The sequence below is a fragment of the Neptunitalea chrysea genome, from assembly GCF_027924145.1.
Lineage (GTDB): Bacteria > Bacteroidota > Bacteroidia > Flavobacteriales > Flavobacteriaceae > Neptunitalea > Neptunitalea chrysea.
In genome coordinates this window covers 1-22,661 of sequence record NZ_BRVP01000002.1, presented here as the reverse complement: position 1 = coordinate 22,661, position 22,661 = coordinate 1, and the positions used below count along the sequence as shown (strand labels likewise).

Below are 22,661 nucleotides of genomic sequence, written 5' to 3'. Positions count from 1 at the left end.
ACTATGAAACGAAGAGATTTTATACATAAAACTGCAGCCGGTGCTGCACTTGTTGGACTAGGAAGTGTAAGTCTTACTGCCTGCAACAACAATCCAAAAAGCCATATCACCATTTTACATACAAATGATGTTCATAGTCATATAGATCCGTTTCCGGCAGATCATCCTGTCTTTCCTAATCAAGGTGGAGTTGCTAGAAGAGCCACCCTAATTGAACAGGTTAGAAATGAAAATCAAAATACGTTACTACTAGATGCAGGTGATATATTTCAGGGAAGTCCCTATTTTAACTATTATGGTGGAGAACTTGAGTTTAAGTTAATGAGCATGTTACGTTATGATGCTGTAACTATTGGTAATCATGACTTTGATAATGGAATTGACGGATTACTAGCTCAAATGCCAAATGCTAATTTTGATTTTGTTTGCGCCAACTATACTTTTGTTAACACTCCGCTAGAAACATTAATTAAGCCTTATAAAATTTTTGTTAAAGGAGGAGTTAAAATTGGCGTTTTTGGTTTAGGCATAGAACTAAAAGGCTTAGTTGACAAGAAAAACTATAAAGAAACAGTATACTTAGACCCTATTGAAATTGCACAAGACATTGTTAAAGAATTAAAAGAAGACGAAAAGTGCGATTTAGTTATCTGTTTATCACATTTAGGATATCAATATAATAATAATCCAAACAAAGTATCTGATTTAGTTTTAGCTGCAAACACAAAAGACATTGATTTAATTATTGGTGGTCACACACATACATTTTTAGAAAAACCTGCTATAGTTAAAAATAAAATAAACAAGGATGTATTGGTGAATCAAGTAGGTTGTTATGGGATTAATGTCGGCAGAATCGATTTTTATTTTGATAACGAATCTGTAGTAACATCAACAGGGAAATCTATAATTGTTTAATGATATTTAATCTTCAGTATATATTTGGACATACAATAATTAGCAATGCTAAAACCTGGTATTATAATAAATGAGTTGATAAAACTACTATAGGATATAAACATAACATAAGCTCTTAGCAATACTGTAGTAAACAAGATTGTACCACTTAAAAATAAGTAAATATTAGATTTTATAGAGTTCTCATTTACTATTTTTATAAAAACTGTAAATACAAAAAATCCAAGTCCAGAATTATGAATTAGCAGCGGTATTTCCAATTCTTCAAAATATTTATAAAAGTAAATCGATGGAACCAAATACAAAAGCAAAAAAGGGAAACTCACTTTTATTATAGTGCTTACTTTTAGATGATTCACTTTAGATATTACTAGAAATGCATAAAGATATAGCCCAATACCAAACAAGGGTAACGAAAACAACTCCACTCTGATTACTGAATCTACAAAATCAGCTAATGTAAGAACCAGTAAACTAATTAAATAAACATAATTTAAACCTTTACCTTGCTTCTGTGTAATGTAAAATAAGGATATAATAGGAATCGTTAAAAAAGAAAAAACACCATTATAAAAATCAATTTTAAAGTACCCTAGAACACCATATAAAAAGGTATTTAGAAACAAAAGCATCGGGAATAATTTTACCTTCATTTAGGGCTATTTGGGGTTGTATTTGGCATTTTCTTTATCTACAACATACAACGTCATAAACAAATGTGCCCCCAAAAATAAGAAATTGATAATAAAGTCGTTAACTATTTTATTGAAATATATAAATTCATTAAACATAAAAAGTATAGACATTAAAATAATTGCTGTACTTGATACTAGTGAATATATTTTTCCTTTTCCTTTAGAAACCATAAATTTTATCCAAGTACTCACAACAAAAACTCCCATAAAAAAATTATATATAAGAATTAATTCTACAGATACACCTCTCAAATAAGCACTTAAATAGTAAAAGGTTACAATATACAATCCTGTATATGGAATAGCGGGCAATAAAACATTTTTAACAGTCATTTTATCTCCTAACTCACGTAAAATGTAATAACTATAATATGCCAAATTCAATGCATATAAAACTATATACATATTGTAAACAACAGGATAAAAGCTATTAATAACATCTCCTATAAAAACAAAAGTCAAAGAAACTATAAAGAAATAATCTATCTTAACAGATTTCAAAACATAATAAACTATTAGTAACGGAATCGAAAATACTGCTATTACCCTAGAGAATCCATAAATGTCAAGAAAGTATAGCACACAATAAAATACTGCATGCAAACACAACAGAGCTAAAAAGAAATTGGCTAATTTTTTCTTAAACATTATATCTTCAAATCATTTCTTTAAAATCATATTCAGAAATTATTGGTACACCTAGTTTTTCAGCTTTGTTTTTTTTACTAGGCCCCATATTATCACCCGCAACAATATAATTGGTTTTCGAAGATATTGAAGAAGCTACTTTCCCTCCATTATCTTCAATCATCTTTTTCAACTCATTTCTAGAAACTGACTCAAAAACTCCTGACACTACAAAAGTAACTCCTAATAATTTTTCAGTTTGACTTTCTAAAATTTCCTTAGCTATTTCAAATTGAAGCCCGTACGACTTTAATCTACTTATAAGCACTATATTCTCTTCACTCTTTAGAAAATCTACAACACTTTCAGCAATTTTAACTCCTATTTCATCCACAGCTACTAATTCTTCCAAACTCGCACTTATAATAGCATCTATAGATTTATAATGCTTCGCTAATTTTTTAGCTACAGTTTCTCCTACATATCTAATTCCTAAAGCAAATAACACTCTTTCAAATGGAATCTCTTTAGACTTCTCTACTCCTTGTACTAAGTTCTCTGCACTTTTCTGAGCCATGCGCTCCAACGGTAGTAACTCGCCTACTTGTAGGGTGTATAAATCAGCATAATTAGTAATTAAACCTTCTTTAAATAATAATTCTACAGTTTCTGCTCCCAAACCTTCTATATCCATCGCTTTCCTCGATATAAAATGTTGAATCCTACCTGTAATTTGCGGCGGACACCCCATGTAATTTGGGCAATAGTGTTGCGCTTCTCCTTCTTTTCTAACAAGTTCAGCTCCACATTCCGGACAAGCATTAATGTAATTTGTTGGTACAGAATCAACCGGTCTTTGAGCAAAATCAACCCCTACAATTTTAGGAATAATCTCTCCTCCTTTTTCTACAAAAACCATATCACCTTCTCTAATATCCAGCTTTGCTATTTGGTCGGCATTATGTAAAGAAGCTCTTTTTACAGTTGTTCCGGCAAGTAAAACCGGTTCTAAATTAGCTACTGGAGTTATGGCTCCCGTTCTACCAACCTGATAGGTGATTTTATCTAGTTTTGTTACTACTTGCTCTGCTTTAAATTTATAAGCCATAGCCCATCTAGGGGCTTTAGCAGTATAACCCAACTCTTCCTGATGCTGAAACGAATTCACTTTAATTACAACACCATCGGTTTCATAAGGCAAATTATGTCTATAAACATCCCAGTAATTCACAAATTCCATTACCTCTTTTGTAGAATTACAAAGCTTCGATTCTTTAGGTACCTTAAACCCCCAGGCTCTAGCTTTTTCTAAGCTCTCAAACTGCTTAGTTATCCCTAAATTCTCTCCTACTATATTATATAACAAACAATCCAAAGGTCGTTTAGCTACCTCTGCACTATCTTGTAATTTCAAACTTCCACTTGCCGTATTTCTCGGGTTCATATATGGATCTTCTCCCGCTTCAATACGTTCTTGATTCATTTTAGCAAACCCCTCATAAGGCAAAACAATCTCTCCTCTAATATCAAATTTAGCCGGATAATCTCCTGTTAACTTTAATGGTACTGAACGAATTGTTTTTACATTATTGGTAACATCATCCCCTTGAAATCCATCTCCTCTGGTTACTGCTTTAACCAACACCCCATTCTCATAGGTTAAACTCATCGAAGCACCATCATACTTTAACTCACAAGTAAACGCTACCGTATCATCTCCAATAATTTTCTGAATACGCTTTTCCCAATCTTCCAAATCTTCTTTAGAATACGAATTTTCTAAAGAATACATCCGATAATCATGCACTACGGTTTCAAAATTTTTTGTCACCATACCACCTACTCGTACCGTTGGCGAATTAGCATCAAAAAGCTCCGGATACTTTGCTTCTAAATCCTGCAACTCTTTAAGCTTCATATCAAATTCATAATCTGATATCACAGGAGTATCTAAAACATAATACTGGTAGTTATAATTTGTTAACGCTTCTCTTAATTGAAGTATTCTTTCTTTATCAGTCATAAACTATGCTTTAATAGCTTTTAACATTCTATAATTTCCGTAAATATCTTTACGTAATGTTACCTCTTTAAATCCTTTAGAAGTAACTAATTCTTTGGTTTCCTTAGCTAAATATTGGTTTATCTCAAAATATAAGAGTCCGCCCTCTTCTAGGTTAGTTAAAGCAATATCGCTTATTTTATCGTAGAAAAGAAGTGGATTTCCATCAGAAACAAATAAAGCTGTATCAGGCTCATACTCCAATACATTCTTCTTCATTTCCTTTTTTTCTAATTCCCTAACATAAGGCGGATTAGATACAATAACTGAACATAATGGTAAATCTGACATCTGAGAATCTACTTTTAAAATATCCTGTATTTTAAAAGTCACATTTACCTTATTCAATTTAGCATTATTATAAGCCTTCTCTAAAGCCTTTTCAGAAACATCTAGTGCCAATACTGCTGCTTTTGGTAGTTCATGAGCTACCGTTATGGCAATACATCCGCTTCCGGTTCCTATATCCAACACTTGCGGATTTTCAATCCCTACCCCTTTAACATCCGAAACAATCCAATCTACCAATTCCTCCGTTTCAGGTCTTGGTATCAAAGTATTTTCATCTACCTCAAAAACCAAATCATAAAAAAACGCTTTACCTATTATATATTGTATAGGTCTTTCTTTTTTTAACCCCTCTAAAGCATGTAACATTAAATCACGTTGCTCCTCATTTATTTCAAGATCAGGTTGTAATGCAAGTTGAAGTCTGGATATCTTAACGAAATGCTCCGTCAACATAAAGAAAAAACTATTTATTTCTTCTTTATCAGTCAACCCAAATAATGCATCCTGAAAAGCTATATGTAATTCTTTTAATTTCATTATAAATCCTTAATCATCCATACTGGGCAAGAAGTATGACCTGTACACCCCATTGGGGTTTCTAAATACTTAAAATTAAATTTCTTGTATAACTTTTGGGCTTCTTCCATAAAAGGCATGGTTTCCAAATAACATTTCTCAAAACCAAAATCTTTTGCCGCTTTTAAACACAACTCCATTATATTAAATCCGGCTCCTTTTCCTCTGGCTTCTCTTAAAAAATACATCTTCTGAAGTTCACAAATATCAGATGAATCATTTTGCAACGGGGCTACACCGGCTCCACCAACTATTACACCTTCAGACATTACTACAAAATAATTAGATCGTGGTAACTGATAGGTTTCATACATCTTATCTAAAGACACATCTTCATATGCCGTGCCCGTTTTAGGAATATTTAACTCATCAAAAACACTTCTAATTAACTGCGCTACAACTTTATTATCTTCGGGTTGAATTTCCCTTATCTTCATTCCTGAATTTCTGTTTATAAAATAGTATTTTTGCGAGGTGAAGATACATGAAAAATACCTAAAACGCTGTATTCAATTAGCCAAAAATGGACTTGGTAGTACATACCCTAATCCTATGGTAGGAAGTGTCGTAGTATATAATAATCAAATAATAGGAGAAGGATGGCATGTAAAAGCAGGAGAACCGCATGCTGAAGTAAACGCGATTGCATCGGTTAAAAACAAAGAATTACTTAAAGAATCTACTATTTATGTAAGTCTGGAACCCTGTAGTCATTATGGAAAAACCCCTCCTTGCTCTGATTTAATTATAAGAAATGGTATTAAGAATGTGGTTATCGGAACTATAGACCCCTATTCTGAAGTTGCCGGAAGAGGTATTAAAAAATTAATGGAAGCCGGACACCATGTAACTATGGGAATTTTAGAAGATGAATGCAAAGATCTTAACAAACGTTTCTTTACTTTTCACACCAAAAAACGCCCTTACATTATTTTAAAATGGGCAGAAACAGCTAATAGATGTATTGCTCCTGAAACAAAAGATACTATTGCTCCTGTTTGGATTTCTAACACCTATGCTAAACAATTAGTGCACAAATGGAGAAGTGAAGAGCAAGCTATATTAATAGGCACAAATACTGCTTTAGAAGACAACCCTTCTTTAACCACCAGAGAATGGTATGGAAACAATCCAACGAGAATAGTAATAGATAAAAATTTACGTATCCCCGAAACATCTAATGTATATAATGATGAAGTAAAAACCATTATTATTACACAACATCTTAGGGAAAATGATATCAATACTTGCTTTGAGAAAATAGATTTTTCTAAAAATTTAGCTACGCAAATATGCGATATCCTTTATAAGTATAATCTACAAAGTCTTATTGTTGAAGGAGGAGCTAAAACACTTCAAACCTTTATAGACGAAAACCTATGGGATGAAACTCGTATTTTTGAGGGAGAAAACAATTTTATTGAAGGTATAAAGGCTCCTGAATTGCAGGGCACAGTAATTGAAAAAACAATCATTTTAAAAAACCAATTAACCATATTTAGAAATCATGATTAAAAATATCATATTCGATTTTGGGGATGTATTCATCAATTTAGATAAAACGGCAACCGTTGCCAAGCTTACCGAAAAGTTTGGAGCATTTGAGTTAACCCCCGAAATGCTAAAAGTTAATGATGACTACGAAATGGGCTTAATGAGCAGTGAAGCATTTGTTGACTTCTATAAAAGTGTATTTAAAAATGCGGCAACCGATGAGTTACTAGAAGCATGGAATGCCATACTGCTAGATGTTCCTCAACCAAGATTTGATTTTATAAAAAGTTTAGCTGAGAAAAATGAATATCGTTTATTCTTATTAAGCAACACCAATGACATACATATACAGTATTTTATAAATACTATTTCCCAAGAAAAATTTGACTTATTTAAAGGCTGCTTTGAGAAGTTTTATTTATCGTATGAGATAAAATTAAGAAAACCCAATGCCTCTATTTTTGAATACGTTTTAAAAGATAGTCAATTAACTCCCGAAGAAACCTTATTTATAGATGACACAGCAGAACATATTGCTACGGCAAAATCGTTAGGCATACACACATGGAACTTAATTCCTGGAAAAGATGATATCACCAATTTATTTAATCAACCACACCCCTTTAAGCAACACTAATATTGGATCAGGATTTTTACAAAACCTTAGAAGCACCTACCGAAGAAGTTTTATTTAAAGATAAAAACAGTAAGTTTTTTGGATACGCCTATCCGGTTACTACGGAAGACGAAATTAAAGATATTATTGACACAATAAAAAAACAACACTATAACGCCAGGCATTGGTGTTATGCATGGCAACTAGGCACAGAAACTATACATTACCGCGCAAATGATGATGGAGAACCAAACAACTCCGCAGGAATGCCCATTTATGGGCAAATACAATCATTTGAAATTACCAATGTACTCATTATTGTTGTTCGTTACTTTGGTGGTATTAAATTAGGAGTCCCCGGATTAATTAACGCATACCGAACCACTGCGCAAATAGCTCTTGAAGAAGCGCAAATTATTGAAAAAACAATTGATGCTGTATACAAAATCAATTTTGAATATAAAGACATCAATAATGTCATGCGAATTATTAAGGAAAAAAATCTCAACATTATTTCTCAAAAAATGGAAATGAATTGTGAGATTATTTTTTCTATCAGAAAATCAGAAGCAGAAATAAGTGAAGCTGCTTTTGTTCCTTACTACGAAATTATACTAAAGAGGATATCCTAACTTTTCAAGAATATCTTTAGGGCACCGCATTAGCTTTCTAGAGGTCTTACTCATAAACGCAAGAACAACCGTTGCTTTTGTTAATAACTCTCCATGTTCATTAGTAATTTCATAGTCAAAAGTGATTTTTACAGTGGGCTTTTCATGTAAATTAGTCTTAATATAAATTATATCATCATAGAAAGCTGATTTCTTATATTCTATATTTAGACTAATTACAGGTAACATAATTCCGGCATCTTCCATCTCTTTATAAGATACCCCTTTAACTCTAAGTAGCTCTGTTCTACCCATTTCCAAAAATTGTGGGTAATTTCCGTGATATACAACTCCCATTTGGTCCGTTTCTCCGTATCTTATACGAGTACTGCATGTATGTGAGAAATTCATATTGTAATATAGATTTTTTTTTACCGTTAAAGCAACGTTAAATTAATGTTAGACGATACGTGTATTTTTTTTTTAAAATTCAATACTCTAACCGTTTTTTTTTTCAATTTTTTGTTCACATATTTGTCTTACCAAACTAGAAGAAAAAGTTATTAATCTTACCCCTGTTAATAAAAAAAATTAAAGAAGAATGGATAAAACTGCTCAATCAGTGTGGGATCATTGTCTCCAATTTATAAAGGATAATATTCAGCCGCAAGCCTATAAGACTTGGTTTGAACCTATCAGAGCAGTTAAGTTGACAGACAACTCTTTAAGCATTCAGGTACCTAGTAAATTTTTCTATGAATGGTTAGAAGAACATTATGTGAAATTGTTAAAAGTATCTTTAACAAAAGAACTTGGCGATGGGGCAAAGTTAGTGTACATTATTAGAATGGAAAACACTTATGGTAACAAAAAACCGTTTACCGAAAAAATTCCAAGTAACAACAGACCTTCTGTTCCATCACAAGAGTTAGATGTTCCTCTCAAAAACAAAAACCCTGAATTAAAAAACCCTTTTATCATTCCGGGCATCCGAAATGTAAAAATAGAGTCACAGCTGAATCCTAACTATAGCTTTGATAACTTTTTAGAAGGTGATTCTAACCGCTTAGCGCGTTCAGCTGGTTTAGCTGTTGCCAGTAAGCCAGGAGGAACTTCTTTTAATCCGTTATTGATATTTGGAGGTGTTGGTTTAGGAAAAACACACTTAGCTCATGCAATAGGTGTAGACATTAAAGATAAATACCCTGAGAAAACGGTATTGTATATCTCTGCAGAAAAATTTACCCAACAGTATATTGAATCTGTAAAGAAAAATACCCGTAACGACTTTATTCATTTTTATCAGTTGATAGATGTACTGATTATTGATGATGTTCAGTTCTTTTCTGGAAAATCGGGTACTCAGGATGTATTCTTCCATATTTTTAACCATTTACACCAAAATGGCAAACAGGTTATCTTAACTTCTGATAAGGCACCGGTTGATATGCAAGATATTGAGCAACGTTTATTATCTCGTTTCAAATGGGGATTATCTGCAGAATTACAGAGTCCAGATTATGAAACACGTATCTCTATTGTAAAAAACAAATTATACAGAGATGGTGTAGAAATGCCTTTTGAAATAGTTGACTACATTGCTAAAAACATTAAAACCAATGTAAGAGAGCTTGAAGGAGCCATTATTTCATTAATTGCTCAATCTTCTTTCAACAAAAAAGAAGTAACGTTAGATTTGGCTAGTCAAATAGTTGAAAAGTTTGTAAAAAACACCAAAAGAGAAGTATCTATCGATTATATTCAGAAAATTGTTTCAGATTATTTCCAGATGGATGTTTCTACCCTACAATCTAAAACCCGTAAACGGCATATTGTACAAGCCAGACAATTGGCTATGTTCTTTGCAAAAAAATACACTAAGGCTTCTTTAGCCAGTATCGGTTCTCAAATAGGTAAAAGAGACCATGCTACTGTATTACATGCTTGTAAAACAGTAGACAACTTGGCTGAAACTGACAAACAGTTTAGAAAATATATAGACGATATCTCTAAAAAGCTTACCTTATAATGAAAACCAAAATTTTAATGGTTTGTTTGGGAAATATTTGTAGATCTCCTCTTGCCGAAGGCATTTTTAAAAACAGATTAGATTCTAATTTGTTTGAAGTTGATTCGGCAGGAACCGGAAGTTACCACATAGGTGAACTTCCCGACAGGAGATCCATAGCTATTGCCCGAGAGTTTGATATTGATATTACCAATCAAAGATGTCGTCAATTTAAAAAAAGTGACTTCGATGAGTTCGATCATATTTTTGTAATGGATCATAGCAATTATAGAAATGTTATTGCTTTAGCTGCTAATGAAACCGACAAACAAAAAGTTCAGCTCATACTTAACTTAAACTTTACGGGAGAAGATTTAGAAGTACCAGATCCTTATTACGGAGGAAACGATGGTTTTTTAAACGTCTACAAAATGCTAGATGGTGCCTGCGATGCCTTCATTGAAAAATACACCTAGTATGAATTACGGCAAATTATATCTGATACCTACTACCTTAGGAGAAACAGAACCTTTGAATGTACTTCCAACAGCAGTACAATCTACCATTTATGCTATAGATGAATTTATTGTAGAGAATGAGAAAACTGCTCGTAGATTTATTAAAAACATATGTCCGGAGAAATCTCAACCCTCTTTAAAGCTTCATATAATAAACAAATATACAGAGCTAGCAGAGCTTCCTGAGTTTCTTAGCAATTGCTTAAAGGGTACTGATGTGGGTATTATTTCAGAAGCAGGTTGCCCCGGAGTAGCAGATCCTGGTGCAGATGTAGTTAAAATTGCACACCAAAAAGGAATACAAGTAATCCCATTGGTAGGTCCCTCCTCTATTTTGTTAGCCATGATGAGTAGCGGATTCAATGGTCAGAATTTTGCCTTTAACGGGTATTTACCTATTGACAAAGGAGAAAAGAAAAATGCGCTAAAAACTTTAGAACGCCGTTCTAAAGAACTACAGCAATCTCAAATATTTATAGAAACGCCTTATAGAAATAATCAGCTTTTAGAAAGCATGTGTGGTATTTTACAAAACAACACGCAATTGTGTGTTGCCTGTGATATTACGCTATCTACAGAATATATAAAAACACAAAGCATTGGAAGTTGGAAGAAAACAAAAGTAGATTTACATAAGCGTCCGGCTATATTTATTCTCCATCAGTTTTAAAAATAAGAAACGCCCGGTATTGTAAGATTACCAGGCGCCTCTCCGCTTTAAATAAATATATAGAGTGTCAAATGCATCCGTAATTAAAACTGTGCTGCCTCTGTAGAGCCTTTCATAGCTACTGTACTAGAGGTACCTGCTGTTACAGTATTCTGTACAGCATCAAAATAGGTAGTCCCTACAAAACCTTGATGCTTAACAGCTCTAAAGCCATCTTTCTGTAAACTAAATTCACGCTCTTGTAATTCAGAATATCCAGCCATTCCTCTTTCTTTATATGCTTTAGAAAGTTCAAACATACTTGTGTTTAAGGCATGGAACCCAGCCAATGTGATAAATTGGAATTTATACCCTAATGCCGCAATTTCTTCGCGAAATGTTTCCATTTCGGCCACACTTAATTTAGCTGCCCAGTTAAAAGAGGGAGAACAGTTATACGCTAACATTTTTCCAGGATATTGCGCATGAATACCTTCAGCAAAACGTTTTGCCTCTGCCAAATCAGGTGTTGATGTTTCTAACCAAATTAAATCTGCATAAGGAGCATAACTTAATCCTCTGTCAATCCCCTGCTCTATTCCATTTTTTACATAAAAGAATCCTTCTAAACTTCTTTCTCCTGTTAAAAACTTATGATCTCTTGGATCTATATCGCTGGTTAGTAAATTAGCAGCATCGGCATCGGTTCTAGCAATAATTACTGAAGGTACACCTGAAACATCAGCAGCTAAACGAGCTGCAACCAACTTATTAACTGCTTCTTGTGTTGGCACTAACACTTTACCTCCTAAGTGTCCGCATTTTTTAGCAGAACTCAATTGATCTTCAAAATGTACCCCAGACGCTCCTGCTTCAATCATTGCTTTCATTAATTCAAAGGCATTTAAATTTCCACCAAAACCTGCTTCCGCATCTGCTACAATTGGTACTAAATAGTCTTTCTTATCGGCTATCCCATTTACATTCTGAATCTGGTCTGCTCTTAATAACGCATTGTTAATTCTTTTCACCACCATAGGTACACTATTAGCAGGGTATAACGATTGATCCGGATACATTTCTCCGGCTAGGTTTGCATCAGCAGCTACTTGCCATCCGCTTAAATAAATAGCTTCTAAGCCAGCTTCAACTTCCTGAATAGCCTGATTACCGGTTAAGGCTCCAAGCCCAGCAACAAAATCCTGATTGTTTAATTTTTCCCATAATTTCATAGCCCCTTGCTTAGCAATGCTATGCTCAATAATATAGGATCCTTGCAACGTAATCACCTCTTCTGCGGTATAAGGTCTTGTAATATCTTTCCATCTTGGATTGGTTTCCCAGTCGGTAATTAATTGTTGAATTCTAGCTTCTGTTTTCATAAATTTGTGTTTTACTAATTATTGAATGTCCCGTAAAATTTGTGTCCAGCAAGCTACGGGACGTTTTTTTTTAAATATATTGATACGCTGGTAGCGTTAAAAATTCCTCAAAACCTTCGTTTAAAACCAGTTCGTCAAACAAACGAATGGCCAATTCAAAGCGCCCTTCACAAAAAGCAGTATCTCCTAGCATAGCCTGAATATTAGCTACCTCACTGTTTAAAAATTCGTTATAGAGTTTTATAGAAAAAACCCTACCATCTTCTAATTTAGCACCAGCATGTAACCATTGCCACACCTGAGTCCTGGAAATTTCCGCAGTTGCGGCATCTTCCATCAAATTGTATAGTGCCACTGCTCCATTTCCTCGTAACCATGCTTCTATATATAATATACCTACATTGATATTTTTACGAATTCCTTCCTCTGTAATGGTTCCCACTGGTTGCTCTAATAAGTCTTCCTCTGTAATACTAATATCCTCAAGCATTTTATCCTTCTGATTTGGTTGCGGCATATACTCATCAAAAACATCCATAGCCACTTTTACCAATCCCGGATGCGCTACCCACGTACCATCATGTCCGTTTTTAACTTCTCTTAGCTTATCGTTTCTCACCTTCTCAATAGCGGTATTATTGGCTGCGTCATCATTTTTTATTGGAATTTGAGCTGCCATACCTCCCATCGCATGAATACCTCGTTTATGACAGGTCTGAATTACCAGTTTAGAATACGCTTCCATAAACGGAGTTGTCATAGTTACCTGATCTCTATTAGGCACTAAGAAGTTAGGTTGGTACCGTAACTTTTTAATATAAGAGAATATATAGTCCCACCTACCACAGTTCAATCCTACAATATGATCTTTCAATTCATAGATAATCTCATGTAATTGAAAACTAGCCGTAATAGTTTCTATAAGTACAGTAGCTTTAAAAGTCCCTTGAGGTACATTTAAACACTCCTCAGCATAAGAAAAAACCTTGTTCCACCAACGAGCTTCTAAATAGTGCTCCATTTTAGGAAGGTAAAAATAAGGAGCTGAATCTCGTTCCATCAACGTCTTGGTGTTTCTAAAAACGTACAAACCAAAATCTATTAACGAACCCGAAGCTACTTCATCGTTAAATAATAAATGTTGCTCATTCAAATGCAATCCTCTTGGTCTCACAATTAGCGTAGCTACATCTTCATTAAGTTGATAAGACTTATCTTTTGATGAATCATACAACGAAATCGTTTTCGTTATAGCGTCAGATAAATTCTGTTGTCCCTCTAAATTATTCTTCCATGAAGGCGAATTGCTATCCTCAAAATCAGCCATAAATGTTTTAGCACCACTATTCAGGGCATTAATAATCATCTTACGATCTACCGGACCCGTAATTTCTACTCTCCTATCTTGTAAATCTTCTGGAGTATCACCAGCAACCCAATCTCCGGTTCTTACCTCAGACGTTTCTACAGGAAATGTTGGCAGTTTTCCTTTTTCAAACAGCAACTGTTCCTGCTCACGTCTTGCTAGTAATGACTTTCGTTCTTCATTGAATTTCTCATGTAACTTGTACAGAAAAAACAACGCCTCATCGGTTAGCACATCAGGGTAGTAATTGGTTACCTCATTGCTAAACTGAGCTTTTACTTTATTCACTGCTAAATCAGACATACTATTTATTTGTTTGTTTGTGTGAACAATATTAAAACAAATAAAAACAAGAAACAAGCGAACGTTCGCTTTTTTTATTTATTTCGTTATTTTTTATTTATACGCAAAAAAGAATATCTTTGTTGTATGACAATAGAAGAAGAATATATCCGTCTTATTTTTGGGTTAAAACTGAAGCAAATCAGAACTGAAAAAAACCTATCTTTGTTTGGGCTTTCAAAACTTACAGGTCTTTCTAAATCATACTTAAATGAAATAGAAAAAGGAAAGAAATACCCAAAAACCGATAAGATTATAAGTCTTTCTGAACATTTGAGCGTACCTTATGACCAATTGGTTTCTACAAAGCTCGATAAGAATCTTGCACCTATTGGAGATATTCTTCAGTCTAAAATCTTAAAAGAAATACCTTTAGACTTATTTGGTATTCAAGAAAGGGACTTAATAGATATTATAGCCAATGCGCCTGCTAAAGTAAATGCGTTTATAAGTACTATTATTGAAATTTCTCAACAATACAACCTAAACAGGGAAAGCTTCTTTTTAGCCTCTCTACGCTCCTATCAAGAAGCACATAACAACTTCTTTGGAGAACTAGAAGAAAAGGTTGTTAAGTTTATAGAGGCCTATCAAATTGACACTACCACTAAGATAACCTCTAAAGAATTAGAGTCTATTCTCATTGAAGAATACGATTACACCATTAATGAGGAAGAGCTATCTAAACACTCCGAATTAGGGAACTTACGTTCCGTGTACATTCCTAAGACTAAAACATTGCTTATCGCTAATTATATTGATGAACCGCAGCGTGCTTTTATCTATGCTAAAGAAATTGCCTATAACTACCTAAATTATACAGAGCGCCTATTCACATTTAGTTGGATTAAGTTTGAAAATTTTGAACAGGTATTAAATAATTTCTATGCTTCTTACTTTGCGGGTGCACTTTTAATACCAAGAAAAATAATTACGGATAAGCTTCAATATTTCTTTAAGCAACCCAAACTTTTGCAAAAAGACTTTGAGGAAATTATAGAAACATTTAATGCATCACCGGAAACCTTATACCAACGTATCACAAATATTTTACCTAAGGATTTTCAGATGAAAAATTTGTTCTTTTTACGTTTTACACATAAGGTAGGAACCGATAAATATCAACTAAAAAAAGAGCTACATATTACTCATCAACAAGAGCCGAGAGCTAATGAAATGAATGAGCATTATTGTAGAAAATGGGTAGCTATAAAAACACTCCAAAATTTTAAGAACAACATTCACCAACATCACTTTGAAGCCCAAATTTCAACGTATCACCATAGCGATAATGAGTATCTGGTCTTTAGTTCTACAACCCACGATCCGTTTAAAGATAATTACCTAAGAAGTATTAGTATTGGTATTTTAATTACCCCAAGCCTACAACAAAAAATTAAGTTTTTAGAACAGCCAGAAATCACCGCTGAAGTAGTTGGAGTTACTTGCGAAACTTGTGCACTGACAAATTGTCAAGTACGCAAAAGCCCTCCTATACACATTGAGCAGATAGAAAAGAATAAAACAACTGAAAATATTGTAAATCAGCTAATAATAAAGTTTTCGTAAAGTAATACTTTAAAGTTTTTTGGCTTCTTCCCAAAAAATATCCATCTCTGAAAGGGTCATATCTTTTAGAGATTTTCCCATTTCAGAGGCTTTTTCCTCAAGGTAGGTAAAGCGTTTTATAAACTTTTTATTGGTACGTTCAAGAGCATTTTCAGGATCTACTTTTAAGAAACGAGCATAGTTAATCATGCTAAATAAAACGTCTCCAAACTCCGCTTCAATCTCAGATTGATTCTGCTGATATACCTCTTCCTGAAGTTCTTCTAACTCTTCTTTTAGTTTTTCAAAAACCTGTTGCGGTTCTTCCCAATCAAATCCAACTCCGGAAACTTTATCCTGAATTCGGTTTGCTTTTACCAGAGCAGGAAGGCTTTTTGGAACTCCTTCCAATACACTTTTCTTGCCCTCTTTTAATTTTAATTTTTCCCAGTTTTCTTTCACCTGTTTCGCATCCTTTACTTTGGTATCTCCATAGATATGAGGATGACGATAAATTAACTTTTCACAAAGCGAATTAATCACATCGGCAATATCAAAATCATTGGTTTCACTTCCTATTTTAGCGTAGAATACAATGTGTAATAAAACATCTCCTAACTCCTTCTTTACCTCTTGTAAATCCTTATCCAAAATAGCATCTCCAAGCTCGTAAGTTTCTTCTATGGTAAGAGGCCTAAGTGTTTCCATGGTTTGTTTTTGATCCCACGGACATTGCTCACGCAACTCATCCATAATAGTTAATAATCGGTCAAATGCTTTTAATTGTGTTTCTCTGCTATTCATAACAGTATACTTTATGATCTTGCAATAATTGCTTTATTAATATCTTTAATTAACTGAGGGCCTTCATAAATAAATCCGGTATACAACTGTACTAAATCTGCCCCAGCATCTAACTTATCCAAAGCGTCTTTAGCCGAATGAATACCACCTACCCCAATAATTGGGAATGCCTTATTGCTTTTCTCCGCTAAAAATCTAATTACCTCAGTACTACGTTTGGTTAATGGTTTTCCGCTTAATCCACCGGTTTCTTTTACCAAGTTAGCCTCCGATTGTAAATCATCCCTACCAATAGTGGTATTAGTAGCAATCACACCATCAATCTTAGTTTCCGAAACAATATCAATAATATCCAGTAATTGCTCATCGGTAAGATCTGGTGCTATTTTTAACAATATAGGTTTCTGTGAAGGCTTTTGGCTATTCTTTTCCATTAACGTTCTCAATAACAAGGTTAATGGTTCTTTATCCTGTAATGCTCTTAAATTAGGTGTATTAGGACTACTTACATTTACCACAAAATAATCTACATAATCAAATAAAGCGTCAAAGCATATTTTATAATCTTCCACAGCCTCTTCATTTGGGGTAACCTTGTTTTTACCTATATTCCCTCCTATCAATACATCGGTATTCTTTTTCAAACGTTCTACCGCTTCTACTACACCACCATTATTGAATCCCATTCTATTGATAATAGCTTGATCTGCTTTTAACCTAAACAATCGTTTCTTAGGGTTTCCTGGTTGTGCTTTAGGAGTTAAGGTACCTATCTCAATAAAACCAAAACCTAAGTTTGATAATTCCTTATAAAGCTTAGCATCCTTATCAAAACCTGCTGCCAATCCTACAGGGTTTTTAAATTTCAACCCAAACACTTCTCTTTCTAAAGCTGGATGAGTTACATCAAACTTGCTTTTTAATATACTTTTTACAAAAGGCATCTTTTGAGAAAATCGTAAAAAAGAAAAAGTAAAATGGTGCACTTTCTCAGGATCAAAACTAAATAAAACAGGTCTAATGAGTTGTTTATACATACTGGATAATGTTGTGTGTTTAAAAGCTATGGCAAAAGTACGTTATATAGATTTTATTATAAAGAAAACTTTAGAATAGCTTAAATAGATTGTACTTTTGAATTTATACAATTGAAAAATTCATTTTTATGAAACCTATTATTGATAGATTTATAAGTTATATAACCATTGATACGCAATCGGATCCTGCTTCTGAAACTACCCCTAGTACAGAAAAGCAATGGGATTTAGCAAATAAACTTGTTGAAGAATTAAAAGAAATAGGGTTAGACGATGTAACCATAGATGAAAATGCATACATTATGGCTACCTTACCTTCTAATGTAGAGCACGAGGTACCCACGATTGGATTTATTGCGCATTTTGATACGAGTCCTGATTTTTCGGGTACAAATGTAAATCCACAGATTATAGAAGATTATGATGGAAAAGATATTGTTCTAAATGAAGAAGAAAACATTATTCTAAGTCCTGATTATTTTGAAGATCTCCTTTTATACAAAGGGCAAACCCTTATTACTACTGATGGTACTACCCTTTTAGGTGCAGATGATAAAGCCGGTATTACAGAAATTGTAACCGCTATGGAATACCTAATTGAACATCCTGAAATAAAACATGGTAAAATTAGAATAGGGTTTACTCCTGATGAAGAAATAGGCCGTGGCGCTCACAAATTTGATGTTGAAAAATTTGGTGCTCAATGGGCGTATACCATGGATGGCAGTCAGATTGGAGAGTTAGAATTTGAGAACTTTAATGCTGCCGGTGCTAAAGTAACTTTTAAAGGAAAAAGCGTTCACCCTGGTTATGCAAAAGATAAAATGGTAAATGCTATTACCTTAGCAAATGAGTTTATGAACGCCTTGCCAAAAGATGAAGTACCTGAAAAAACTACCGGACGAGAAGGATTTTTTCACTTACATACCATTTCAGGGTCTATTGAAAATACCACTCTTGAATATATTATAAGAGATCATGACAGAAAGGCTTTTGAAGCTCGTAAAGAGTTATTATATAATATTGAGGCCGACCTAAACTCTAAATTCGGAGATGTTGTTTTACTAGACATTAAAGATCAGTATTATAATATGAGAGAAAAGGTAGAACCGGTTATTGAAATTGTGCATACGGCTAAAGAGGCTATGGAAGCTTTAGATATTAAACCTATCATAAAGCCTATTAGAGGAGGTACAGACGGCTCTCAACTAAGCTTTATGGGATTACCGTGTCCTAATATTTTTGCAGGAGGACATAATTTCCACGGAAAATTTGAATACGTTCCTGTAAAAAACATGGAAAAGGCCACTGAGGTAATTGTAAAAATTGCTGAACTTACCGCTAGCAAAGCCACGGAAGCCTAATAAAACTAGTGGCTTATGGAAAAAGTAATTGCTTATATTGAAAAACATAACAAGTGGAAAGCAGGATTGGAGAGAATTCGAACTGTTATTTTACAAACCGAACTGGAAGAAACTATTAAATGGGGAGCGCCTGTTTATACCATAAACAATAAAAATGTTGTTGGCATTGGGGCTTTTAAAAATCATTTCGGGCTTTGGTTTTTTCAAGGAGCATTACTTAAAGATAAGCACGGTGCATTATTAAATGCTCAAGAAGGCAAAACTAAAGCCTTACGTCAATGGCGTTTTGAAAGTGTTGAGGATATCAACGAAACCTTACTACTTGAATATATTAAAGAGGCTATCGAAAATCAATTACAAGGATTAGAAATAAAACCGGATCGATCTAAGGCTATAGAACTTGATCCGGTTCTTCAATCAGCACTTGATAACGATACATTATTTAAAGAAGCATTTGATAAACTTACGCCTGGTAGAAGAAAAGAATACGCCAGCTATATTTTAGAGGCTAAACGAGCAGCTACCAAACTAGCACGCTTAGAAAAAATAACACCTATGATATTCCAGGGGATTGGTCTTCATGACAAATATCGTAATTGTTAACTAAACCACTTCGGGGCAAGTCTCGGAGCATTTAATCTCAATTATTGAGTAAAATGGATTTAAAAACTCATTACAACGATTTGTATAATAGGTCTATTGAAAAAATAGGCTCTGGTAACTACACTACCGATTCTTTAATTGACGTAAAAAATGATACCCGATTAGGAGTTACTTTAGTCATAAGACCAAGTGAAACTGTTAATAAAAAAATTCAAGAATTTTTATTAGAAGTTAAGCAGATTGAGCCCGAACAATACTTTTATCCTAATACAGATATTCATATTACCCTGATGTCTATTATATCATGCTATAATGGATTTGATCTAACGGCTATTCCATTGAAAGAATATCTTCATCTAATACAAACTAGCATTAACCATATTCCTCCCTTTAAAATTTCATTTAAAGGTATTACAGCGTCAGATTCGTGCATTATTATTCAAGGATTTCCAGAAAGTGATATAATCAATACATTAAGAGATCAGCTCCGAACGAATTTTAAAAATTCTAATTTACAACAGAGCATAGATAAACGCTATACCATTCAAACAGCACATTCCACTGTGGCTCGGTTTAAAACAGCTTTAAAAGATCCAGTTCAACTAGCTAAACTTCTCGAAAGTTATAGAGATTTTGACTTTGGAGTATTTACGGTTAATAAAATAGAATTTGTTTGTAATGACTGGTATTTAAAACACCAAAAACTTACTAAACTGGCAGAATTTAAGCTTGAAACTCCCTAACTTCTACTAAACATCTTTAGATATTGCTTCTGAATCTGTATCTTACTAACAAAACCCATCATTATGAAAAACTTTTTAATCGTACTGGTATGTATAGTATCTTCTGTTGGATGCTCTCAACCCAAAGAACTTGAAATTATACCTGTAGAACATGCCTCCTTTATTTTAAAAACTCCAGAAGCCACTATTTTCGTAGACCCTGCTGTACAGGGGAATATTTTTAATGCACATGGTGCACCAGATATCATATTGTTAACAGATATCCATGGAGATCATTTGAATATAGAGGTTTTAAAAAGTCTAAAATTAGCCAATGCAATCATGATAGCTCCGCAAGCAGTTGCCGACAAATTACCGGAAAGCTTGAAAAAACATCTAGTGGTTATGAACAATGGAGACATAAAAGATCTTTCCGGAATCTCATTTGAGGCTACCCTTATGTATAACTTACGAGAGGAAGCTAAACAATTTCATACCAAAGGAAGAGGCAATGGATATGTGTTAACTATAAACGACCAAAGAATATACATAAGCGGAGATACGGAAGATATTCCTGAAATGCGTAACCTTAAAGATATTGATATGGCGTTCGTATGCATGAATCTACCCTATACCATGACGGTTGATAAAGCCGCTGAGGCCGTTTTAGATTTTAAACCTAAAATGGTATATCCTTACCACTACAGAGGACAAGACGGGAAAAGCGATATTGCTAAATTTAAAGAATTGGTAACTTCACAAAATAAAACCATTCAAGTAAAACAACTTAAATGGTACCCATAGACGAATAACAGACTAAACACATATTAATAAAGCGCCACTTATAGCATCTAAGTAGCGCTTTTTTATATAGAAAGTATTCTAAAAATCTTACATAGCAGCAGCGCTCGTATATTCTTCAGTTAAATCTATGGCTAGATCTTTAACTGGAATATCTATAGTAATCTCTAATAATTGAGACAAATCGTCTTTGTAAGTTTCCAACAACTGTTTAAAATCAATTAAAAACACAGAAGGAGAATCGTACATGCGAACATAATACTTCAAGTTTTGAGTATCTGAAACGGTAATCCATTCTGTAAAATCGCTTTCTCCACTTACAGGTTGAGCATCTGTTTTGGTTCTGCTAATTCCAAACGGAATATCTACTGTATTCAATACATGAATAGCAAGATTAACTGCTTCCTTCCCTGTCTGTTGTGGAAAAGCATAATTTACCATCATAGCAGCTCTCACAAATCTATCTACCGGGGTAGAACTTGCAGGTAACCCTATAAATCCGGTACCTTGAGATGGTGAACTCACTGAAAATCGTGTTCCTGTATGCTCAGATTGATTAACAGGTGTTATGTTAGCGTAATTAATTAGGTTTTGTGTTTGCCAAGGAAAAATAGGATCATTAGTTAAAACACCTATTTCTGTATTATCATAAATATGCAACTGTCCATCTGTATACTCCACTACAATGGCATTACCTTGGGCATCATTCACCGGAAAATGTAATAGAAACCCTTTATATTTTTCAGGCATTAAATCACCAAGAGGATTTGTTACCACCAAATTAGGCAAGTTATTTTTCACATCTTCACAATTAGCACAGGTACTTAAAATCCAATTAGTCACATAAGGATACCATAATACCGAATTTGCTGGTGCACCTTTGCCACTTTCATACATACTACAAGTCAGGGTCATATCTCCGGTAACCAACCCTTCACTATTCATTCCATTGGTAGCTAACCCCGTTCCTAAAGCATTCATTCCTATAAAAGAATAAAGACCTTTCCAAGTAAGTAGCTTTGCATCATTCATTACTTTTAAGTCCGCTACGTCAGCACCTAATAATTCAAACTTCTTACACAGAATAATTTTGTCCTGAACATAAGGATATCCTTCCGGACGAAAAAATACATTAGAATCCATAAATACAGCATTTTCCATGCTGCGTCCTACGATGGTGTTTCCATCTTTACTGTTGATTGTAATACTTGTACACATAACAAAAAAATTAGATTAAGGTTTAACATTTATAAAATTTGGGAGCTTATATTTTTATTGATATGTTAAAAGTATAATATATTAATATTCAATAACATACGTATAAAATGGTATTCTTATGGTAGTAAAGCATAAAGAGTGCTAAAAGTGCTATACAAAAAAGGTTACCCAAAATTGGATAACCTTCTCTACTCTTTAAAATGATAGTTATATATCAATTCGTTGCTATCTTCTCTAAACTAGAAAATATACTTTGAGCTATCTCTTTTTGAGAAGCTTCATTCGTTAATTTGACTTTATCTTCTTCATTGGTTAAAAAAACCAAGCTCTAACATTACTGAAGGAACTAAAGACGCCATAAATCAATCATAAAAAAAGCCGCTAAAAAGCGGCTTTTACTATATTATTT

Annotated in this window: 22 protein-coding genes; 12 read left to right on the top strand and 10 right to left on the bottom strand. The window is 33.7% G+C overall.

The window, feature by feature from the left end; translation table 11 throughout:
* Nucleotides 1–3: 3 nt before the first annotated feature.
* Entirely contained in the window at nucleotides 4–918 is a 915-nt protein-coding gene (locus NBRC110019_RS01240) for a bifunctional metallophosphatase/5'-nucleotidase (protein ID WP_281751506.1), read from the top strand.
* Between the two features lie 659 nt (nucleotides 919–1,577).
* Here NBRC110019_RS01240 and NBRC110019_RS01235 read toward each other — a convergent pair.
* Genes NBRC110019_RS01235 through NBRC110019_RS01220 form a run of 4 tightly spaced genes read right to left on the bottom strand, consistent with a single transcriptional unit; the run spans nucleotide 1,578 to nucleotide 5,606 of the window.
* Nucleotides 1,578–2,261, bottom strand: a complete 684-nt coding sequence (locus tag NBRC110019_RS01235; RefSeq protein ID WP_281751504.1) for a hypothetical protein — start codon at nucleotides 2,259–2,261, stop codon at nucleotides 1,578–1,580.
* A gap of 7 nt (nucleotides 2,262–2,268) precedes the next feature.
* Complete coding sequence (gene ligA / locus NBRC110019_RS01230) at nucleotides 2,269–4,263, bottom strand: NAD-dependent DNA ligase LigA (RefSeq protein ID WP_281751502.1); 1,995 nt, start codon at nucleotides 4,261–4,263, stop codon at nucleotides 2,269–2,271.
* Nucleotides 4,264–4,266: 3 nt separating this feature from the next.
* Nucleotides 4,267–5,130 carry a peptide chain release factor N(5)-glutamine methyltransferase gene (gene prmC / locus NBRC110019_RS01225; protein WP_281751500.1) on the bottom strand — a complete coding sequence of 288 codons (864 nt, stop codon included), beginning with the start codon at nucleotides 5,128–5,130 and terminating at the stop codon, nucleotides 4,267–4,269.
* Nucleotides 5,130–5,606: a GNAT family N-acetyltransferase gene (locus NBRC110019_RS01220; RefSeq protein WP_281751498.1), complete on the bottom strand. Its 477-nt coding sequence runs from the start codon at nucleotides 5,604–5,606 to the stop codon at nucleotides 5,130–5,132. The genes prmC and NBRC110019_RS01220 overlap by 1 nt, the downstream gene beginning before the upstream one ends.
* Before the next feature lie 37 nt (nucleotides 5,607–5,643).
* Here NBRC110019_RS01220 and ribD point away from each other — a divergent pair, with 37 nt between their 5' ends.
* From ribD to NBRC110019_RS01205, 3 genes are read left to right on the top strand one after another with little or no spacing between them, the layout of a single operon-like run.
* The gene (ribD, locus tag NBRC110019_RS01215; RefSeq protein WP_281751496.1) at nucleotides 5,644–6,684 is read left to right on the top strand and encodes a bifunctional diaminohydroxyphosphoribosylaminopyrimidine deaminase/5-amino-6-(5-phosphoribosylamino)uracil reductase RibD; all 1,041 of its coding nucleotides are present in this window, start codon (nucleotides 5,644–5,646) and stop codon (nucleotides 6,682–6,684) included.
* On the top strand, nucleotides 6,677–7,300 hold the full coding sequence (locus NBRC110019_RS01210; protein WP_281751494.1) for an HAD family hydrolase: 624 nt from the start codon (nucleotides 6,677–6,679) through the stop codon (nucleotides 7,298–7,300). Before ribD ends, NBRC110019_RS01210 begins: the two co-directional genes overlap by 8 nt.
* On the top strand, nucleotides 7,300–7,911 hold the full coding sequence (locus tag NBRC110019_RS01205; RefSeq protein ID WP_281751886.1) for an IMPACT family protein: 612 nt from the start codon (nucleotides 7,300–7,302) through the stop codon (nucleotides 7,909–7,911). Before NBRC110019_RS01210 ends, NBRC110019_RS01205 begins: the two co-directional genes overlap by 1 nt.
* Here NBRC110019_RS01205 and NBRC110019_RS01200 read toward each other — a convergent pair.
* Nucleotides 7,894–8,301 (bottom strand): acyl-CoA thioesterase, encoded by a 408-nt coding sequence (locus NBRC110019_RS01200; RefSeq protein WP_281751492.1) that lies wholly within the window; start codon nucleotides 8,299–8,301, stop codon nucleotides 7,894–7,896. The two genes, NBRC110019_RS01205 and NBRC110019_RS01200, sit on opposite strands and share 18 nt — an antisense overlap.
* A 190-nt stretch (nucleotides 8,302–8,491) precedes the next feature.
* Here NBRC110019_RS01200 and dnaA point away from each other — a divergent pair, with 190 nt between their 5' ends.
* From dnaA to NBRC110019_RS01185, 3 genes are read left to right on the top strand one after another with little or no spacing between them, the layout of a single operon-like run.
* On the top strand, nucleotides 8,492–9,919 hold the full coding sequence (dnaA, locus tag NBRC110019_RS01195; RefSeq protein WP_281751489.1) for a chromosomal replication initiator protein DnaA: 1,428 nt from the start codon (nucleotides 8,492–8,494) through the stop codon (nucleotides 9,917–9,919).
* The gene (locus tag NBRC110019_RS01190) at nucleotides 9,919–10,374 is read left to right on the top strand and encodes a low molecular weight protein-tyrosine-phosphatase (protein WP_281751487.1); all 456 of its coding nucleotides are present in this window, start codon (nucleotides 9,919–9,921) and stop codon (nucleotides 10,372–10,374) included. Before dnaA ends, NBRC110019_RS01190 begins: the two co-directional genes overlap by 1 nt.
* 1 nt (nucleotide 10,375) lies before the next feature.
* A complete protein-coding gene (locus tag NBRC110019_RS01185) occupies nucleotides 10,376–11,086 on the top strand; it encodes an SAM-dependent methyltransferase (protein WP_281751485.1) in 711 nt (236 codons plus the stop codon).
* Between the two features lie 83 nt (nucleotides 11,087–11,169).
* On the opposite strand, the gene aceA is transcribed toward NBRC110019_RS01185, so the two are convergent.
* The gene (gene aceA / locus NBRC110019_RS01180; protein WP_281751483.1) at nucleotides 11,170–12,447 is read right to left on the bottom strand and encodes an isocitrate lyase; all 1,278 of its coding nucleotides are present in this window, start codon (nucleotides 12,445–12,447) and stop codon (nucleotides 11,170–11,172) included.
* A 70-nt stretch (nucleotides 12,448–12,517) separates the two neighbouring features.
* On the bottom strand, nucleotides 12,518–14,116 hold the full coding sequence (aceB, locus tag NBRC110019_RS01175) for a malate synthase A (RefSeq protein WP_281751481.1): 1,599 nt from the start codon (nucleotides 14,114–14,116) through the stop codon (nucleotides 12,518–12,520).
* A gap of 126 nt (nucleotides 14,117–14,242) precedes the next feature.
* Between aceB and NBRC110019_RS01170 the strand changes: the two genes are divergently transcribed.
* On the top strand, nucleotides 14,243–15,724 hold the full coding sequence (locus tag NBRC110019_RS01170) for a helix-turn-helix domain-containing protein (RefSeq protein WP_281751479.1): 1,482 nt from the start codon (nucleotides 14,243–14,245) through the stop codon (nucleotides 15,722–15,724).
* A 9-nt stretch (nucleotides 15,725–15,733) separates the two neighbouring features.
* Here the strand turns inward: NBRC110019_RS01170 and mazG are convergent, their stop codons facing one another.
* Nucleotides 15,734–16,507 carry a nucleoside triphosphate pyrophosphohydrolase gene (mazG, locus tag NBRC110019_RS01165; RefSeq protein WP_281751477.1) on the bottom strand — a complete coding sequence of 258 codons (774 nt, stop codon included), beginning with the start codon at nucleotides 16,505–16,507 and terminating at the stop codon, nucleotides 15,734–15,736.
* 11 nt (nucleotides 16,508–16,518) lie between these two features.
* Nucleotides 16,519–17,544 (bottom strand): quinone-dependent dihydroorotate dehydrogenase, encoded by a 1,026-nt coding sequence (locus NBRC110019_RS01160; protein WP_281751475.1) that lies wholly within the window; start codon nucleotides 17,542–17,544, stop codon nucleotides 16,519–16,521.
* 128 nt (nucleotides 17,545–17,672) lie between these two features.
* On the opposite strand from NBRC110019_RS01160, the gene pepT reads away from it, so the two are divergent.
* The 4 genes from pepT to NBRC110019_RS01140 all read left to right on the top strand — a co-directional run bounded on the left by pepT (nucleotide 17,673) and on the right by NBRC110019_RS01140 (nucleotide 21,037).
* On the top strand, nucleotides 17,673–18,908 hold the full coding sequence (gene pepT, locus NBRC110019_RS01155; RefSeq protein ID WP_281751473.1) for a peptidase T: 1,236 nt from the start codon (nucleotides 17,673–17,675) through the stop codon (nucleotides 18,906–18,908).
* 15 nt (nucleotides 18,909–18,923) lie between these two features.
* Nucleotides 18,924–19,511, top strand: coding sequence for a YdeI/OmpD-associated family protein (locus NBRC110019_RS01150; protein ID WP_281751470.1), 588 nt, complete (start codon nucleotides 18,924–18,926; stop codon nucleotides 19,509–19,511).
* A 53-nt stretch (nucleotides 19,512–19,564) separates the two neighbouring features.
* Nucleotides 19,565–20,254 carry a 2'-5' RNA ligase family protein gene (locus NBRC110019_RS01145; RefSeq protein WP_281751468.1) on the top strand — a complete coding sequence of 230 codons (690 nt, stop codon included), beginning with the start codon at nucleotides 19,565–19,567 and terminating at the stop codon, nucleotides 20,252–20,254.
* Nucleotides 20,255–20,317: 63 nt separating this feature from the next.
* Nucleotides 20,318–21,037, top strand: a complete 720-nt coding sequence (locus tag NBRC110019_RS01140; protein WP_281751466.1) for an MBL fold metallo-hydrolase — start codon at nucleotides 20,318–20,320, stop codon at nucleotides 21,035–21,037.
* An 87-nt stretch (nucleotides 21,038–21,124) separates the two neighbouring features.
* On the opposite strand, the gene NBRC110019_RS01135 is transcribed toward NBRC110019_RS01140, so the two are convergent.
* Nucleotides 21,125–22,252 carry a linear amide C-N hydrolase gene (locus tag NBRC110019_RS01135; RefSeq protein ID WP_281751464.1) on the bottom strand — a complete coding sequence of 376 codons (1,128 nt, stop codon included), beginning with the start codon at nucleotides 22,250–22,252 and terminating at the stop codon, nucleotides 21,125–21,127.
* Nucleotides 22,253–22,661: the final 409 nt, after the last annotated feature.

Bases quoted from the DNA above. Each gene is read 5' to 3' on its own strand.
- dnaA (WP_281751489.1), top strand. From the start codon at position 8,492: ATGGATAAAACTGCTCAATCAGTGTGGGATCATTGTCTCCAATTTATA.
- NBRC110019_RS01150 (WP_281751470.1), top strand. From the start codon at position 18,924: ATGGAAAAAGTAATTGCTTATATTGAAAAACATAACAAGTGGAAAGCA.
- NBRC110019_RS01210 (WP_281751494.1), top strand. From the start codon at position 6,677: ATGATTAAAAATATCATATTCGATTTTGGGGATGTATTCATCAATTTA.
- NBRC110019_RS01190 (WP_281751487.1), top strand. From the start codon at position 9,919: ATGAAAACCAAAATTTTAATGGTTTGTTTGGGAAATATTTGTAGATCT.
- ligA (WP_281751502.1), bottom strand. From the start codon at position 4,263: ATGACTGATAAAGAAAGAATACTTCAATTAAGAGAAGCGTTAACAAAT.
- NBRC110019_RS01200 (WP_281751492.1), bottom strand. From the start codon at position 8,301: ATGAATTTCTCACATACATGCAGTACTCGTATAAGATACGGAGAAACG.
- NBRC110019_RS01220 (WP_281751498.1), bottom strand. From the start codon at position 5,606: ATGAAGATAAGGGAAATTCAACCCGAAGATAATAAAGTTGTAGCGCAG.
- NBRC110019_RS01135 (WP_281751464.1), bottom strand. From the start codon at position 22,252: ATGTGTACAAGTATTACAATCAACAGTAAAGATGGAAACACCATCGTA.
- aceB (WP_281751481.1), bottom strand. From the start codon at position 14,116: ATGTCTGATTTAGCAGTGAATAAAGTAAAAGCTCAGTTTAGCAATGAG.
- pepT (WP_281751473.1), top strand. From the start codon at position 17,673: ATGAAACCTATTATTGATAGATTTATAAGTTATATAACCATTGATACG.
- NBRC110019_RS01240 (WP_281751506.1), top strand. From the start codon at position 4: ATGAAACGAAGAGATTTTATACATAAAACTGCAGCCGGTGCTGCACTT.
- NBRC110019_RS01235 (WP_281751504.1), bottom strand. From the start codon at position 2,261: ATGTTTAAGAAAAAATTAGCCAATTTCTTTTTAGCTCTGTTGTGTTTG.
- prmC (WP_281751500.1), bottom strand. From the start codon at position 5,130: ATGAAATTAAAAGAATTACATATAGCTTTTCAGGATGCATTATTTGGG.
- NBRC110019_RS01185 (WP_281751485.1), top strand. From the start codon at position 10,376: ATGAATTACGGCAAATTATATCTGATACCTACTACCTTAGGAGAAACA.
- NBRC110019_RS01140 (WP_281751466.1), top strand. From the start codon at position 20,318: ATGAAAAACTTTTTAATCGTACTGGTATGTATAGTATCTTCTGTTGGA.
- aceA (WP_281751483.1), bottom strand. From the start codon at position 12,447: ATGAAAACAGAAGCTAGAATTCAACAATTAATTACCGACTGGGAAACC.
- NBRC110019_RS01170 (WP_281751479.1), top strand. From the start codon at position 14,243: ATGACAATAGAAGAAGAATATATCCGTCTTATTTTTGGGTTAAAACTG.
- NBRC110019_RS01145 (WP_281751468.1), top strand. From the start codon at position 19,565: ATGGATTTAAAAACTCATTACAACGATTTGTATAATAGGTCTATTGAA.
- mazG (WP_281751477.1), bottom strand. From the start codon at position 16,507: ATGAATAGCAGAGAAACACAATTAAAAGCATTTGACCGATTATTAACT.
- NBRC110019_RS01160 (WP_281751475.1), bottom strand. From the start codon at position 17,544: ATGTATAAACAACTCATTAGACCTGTTTTATTTAGTTTTGATCCTGAG.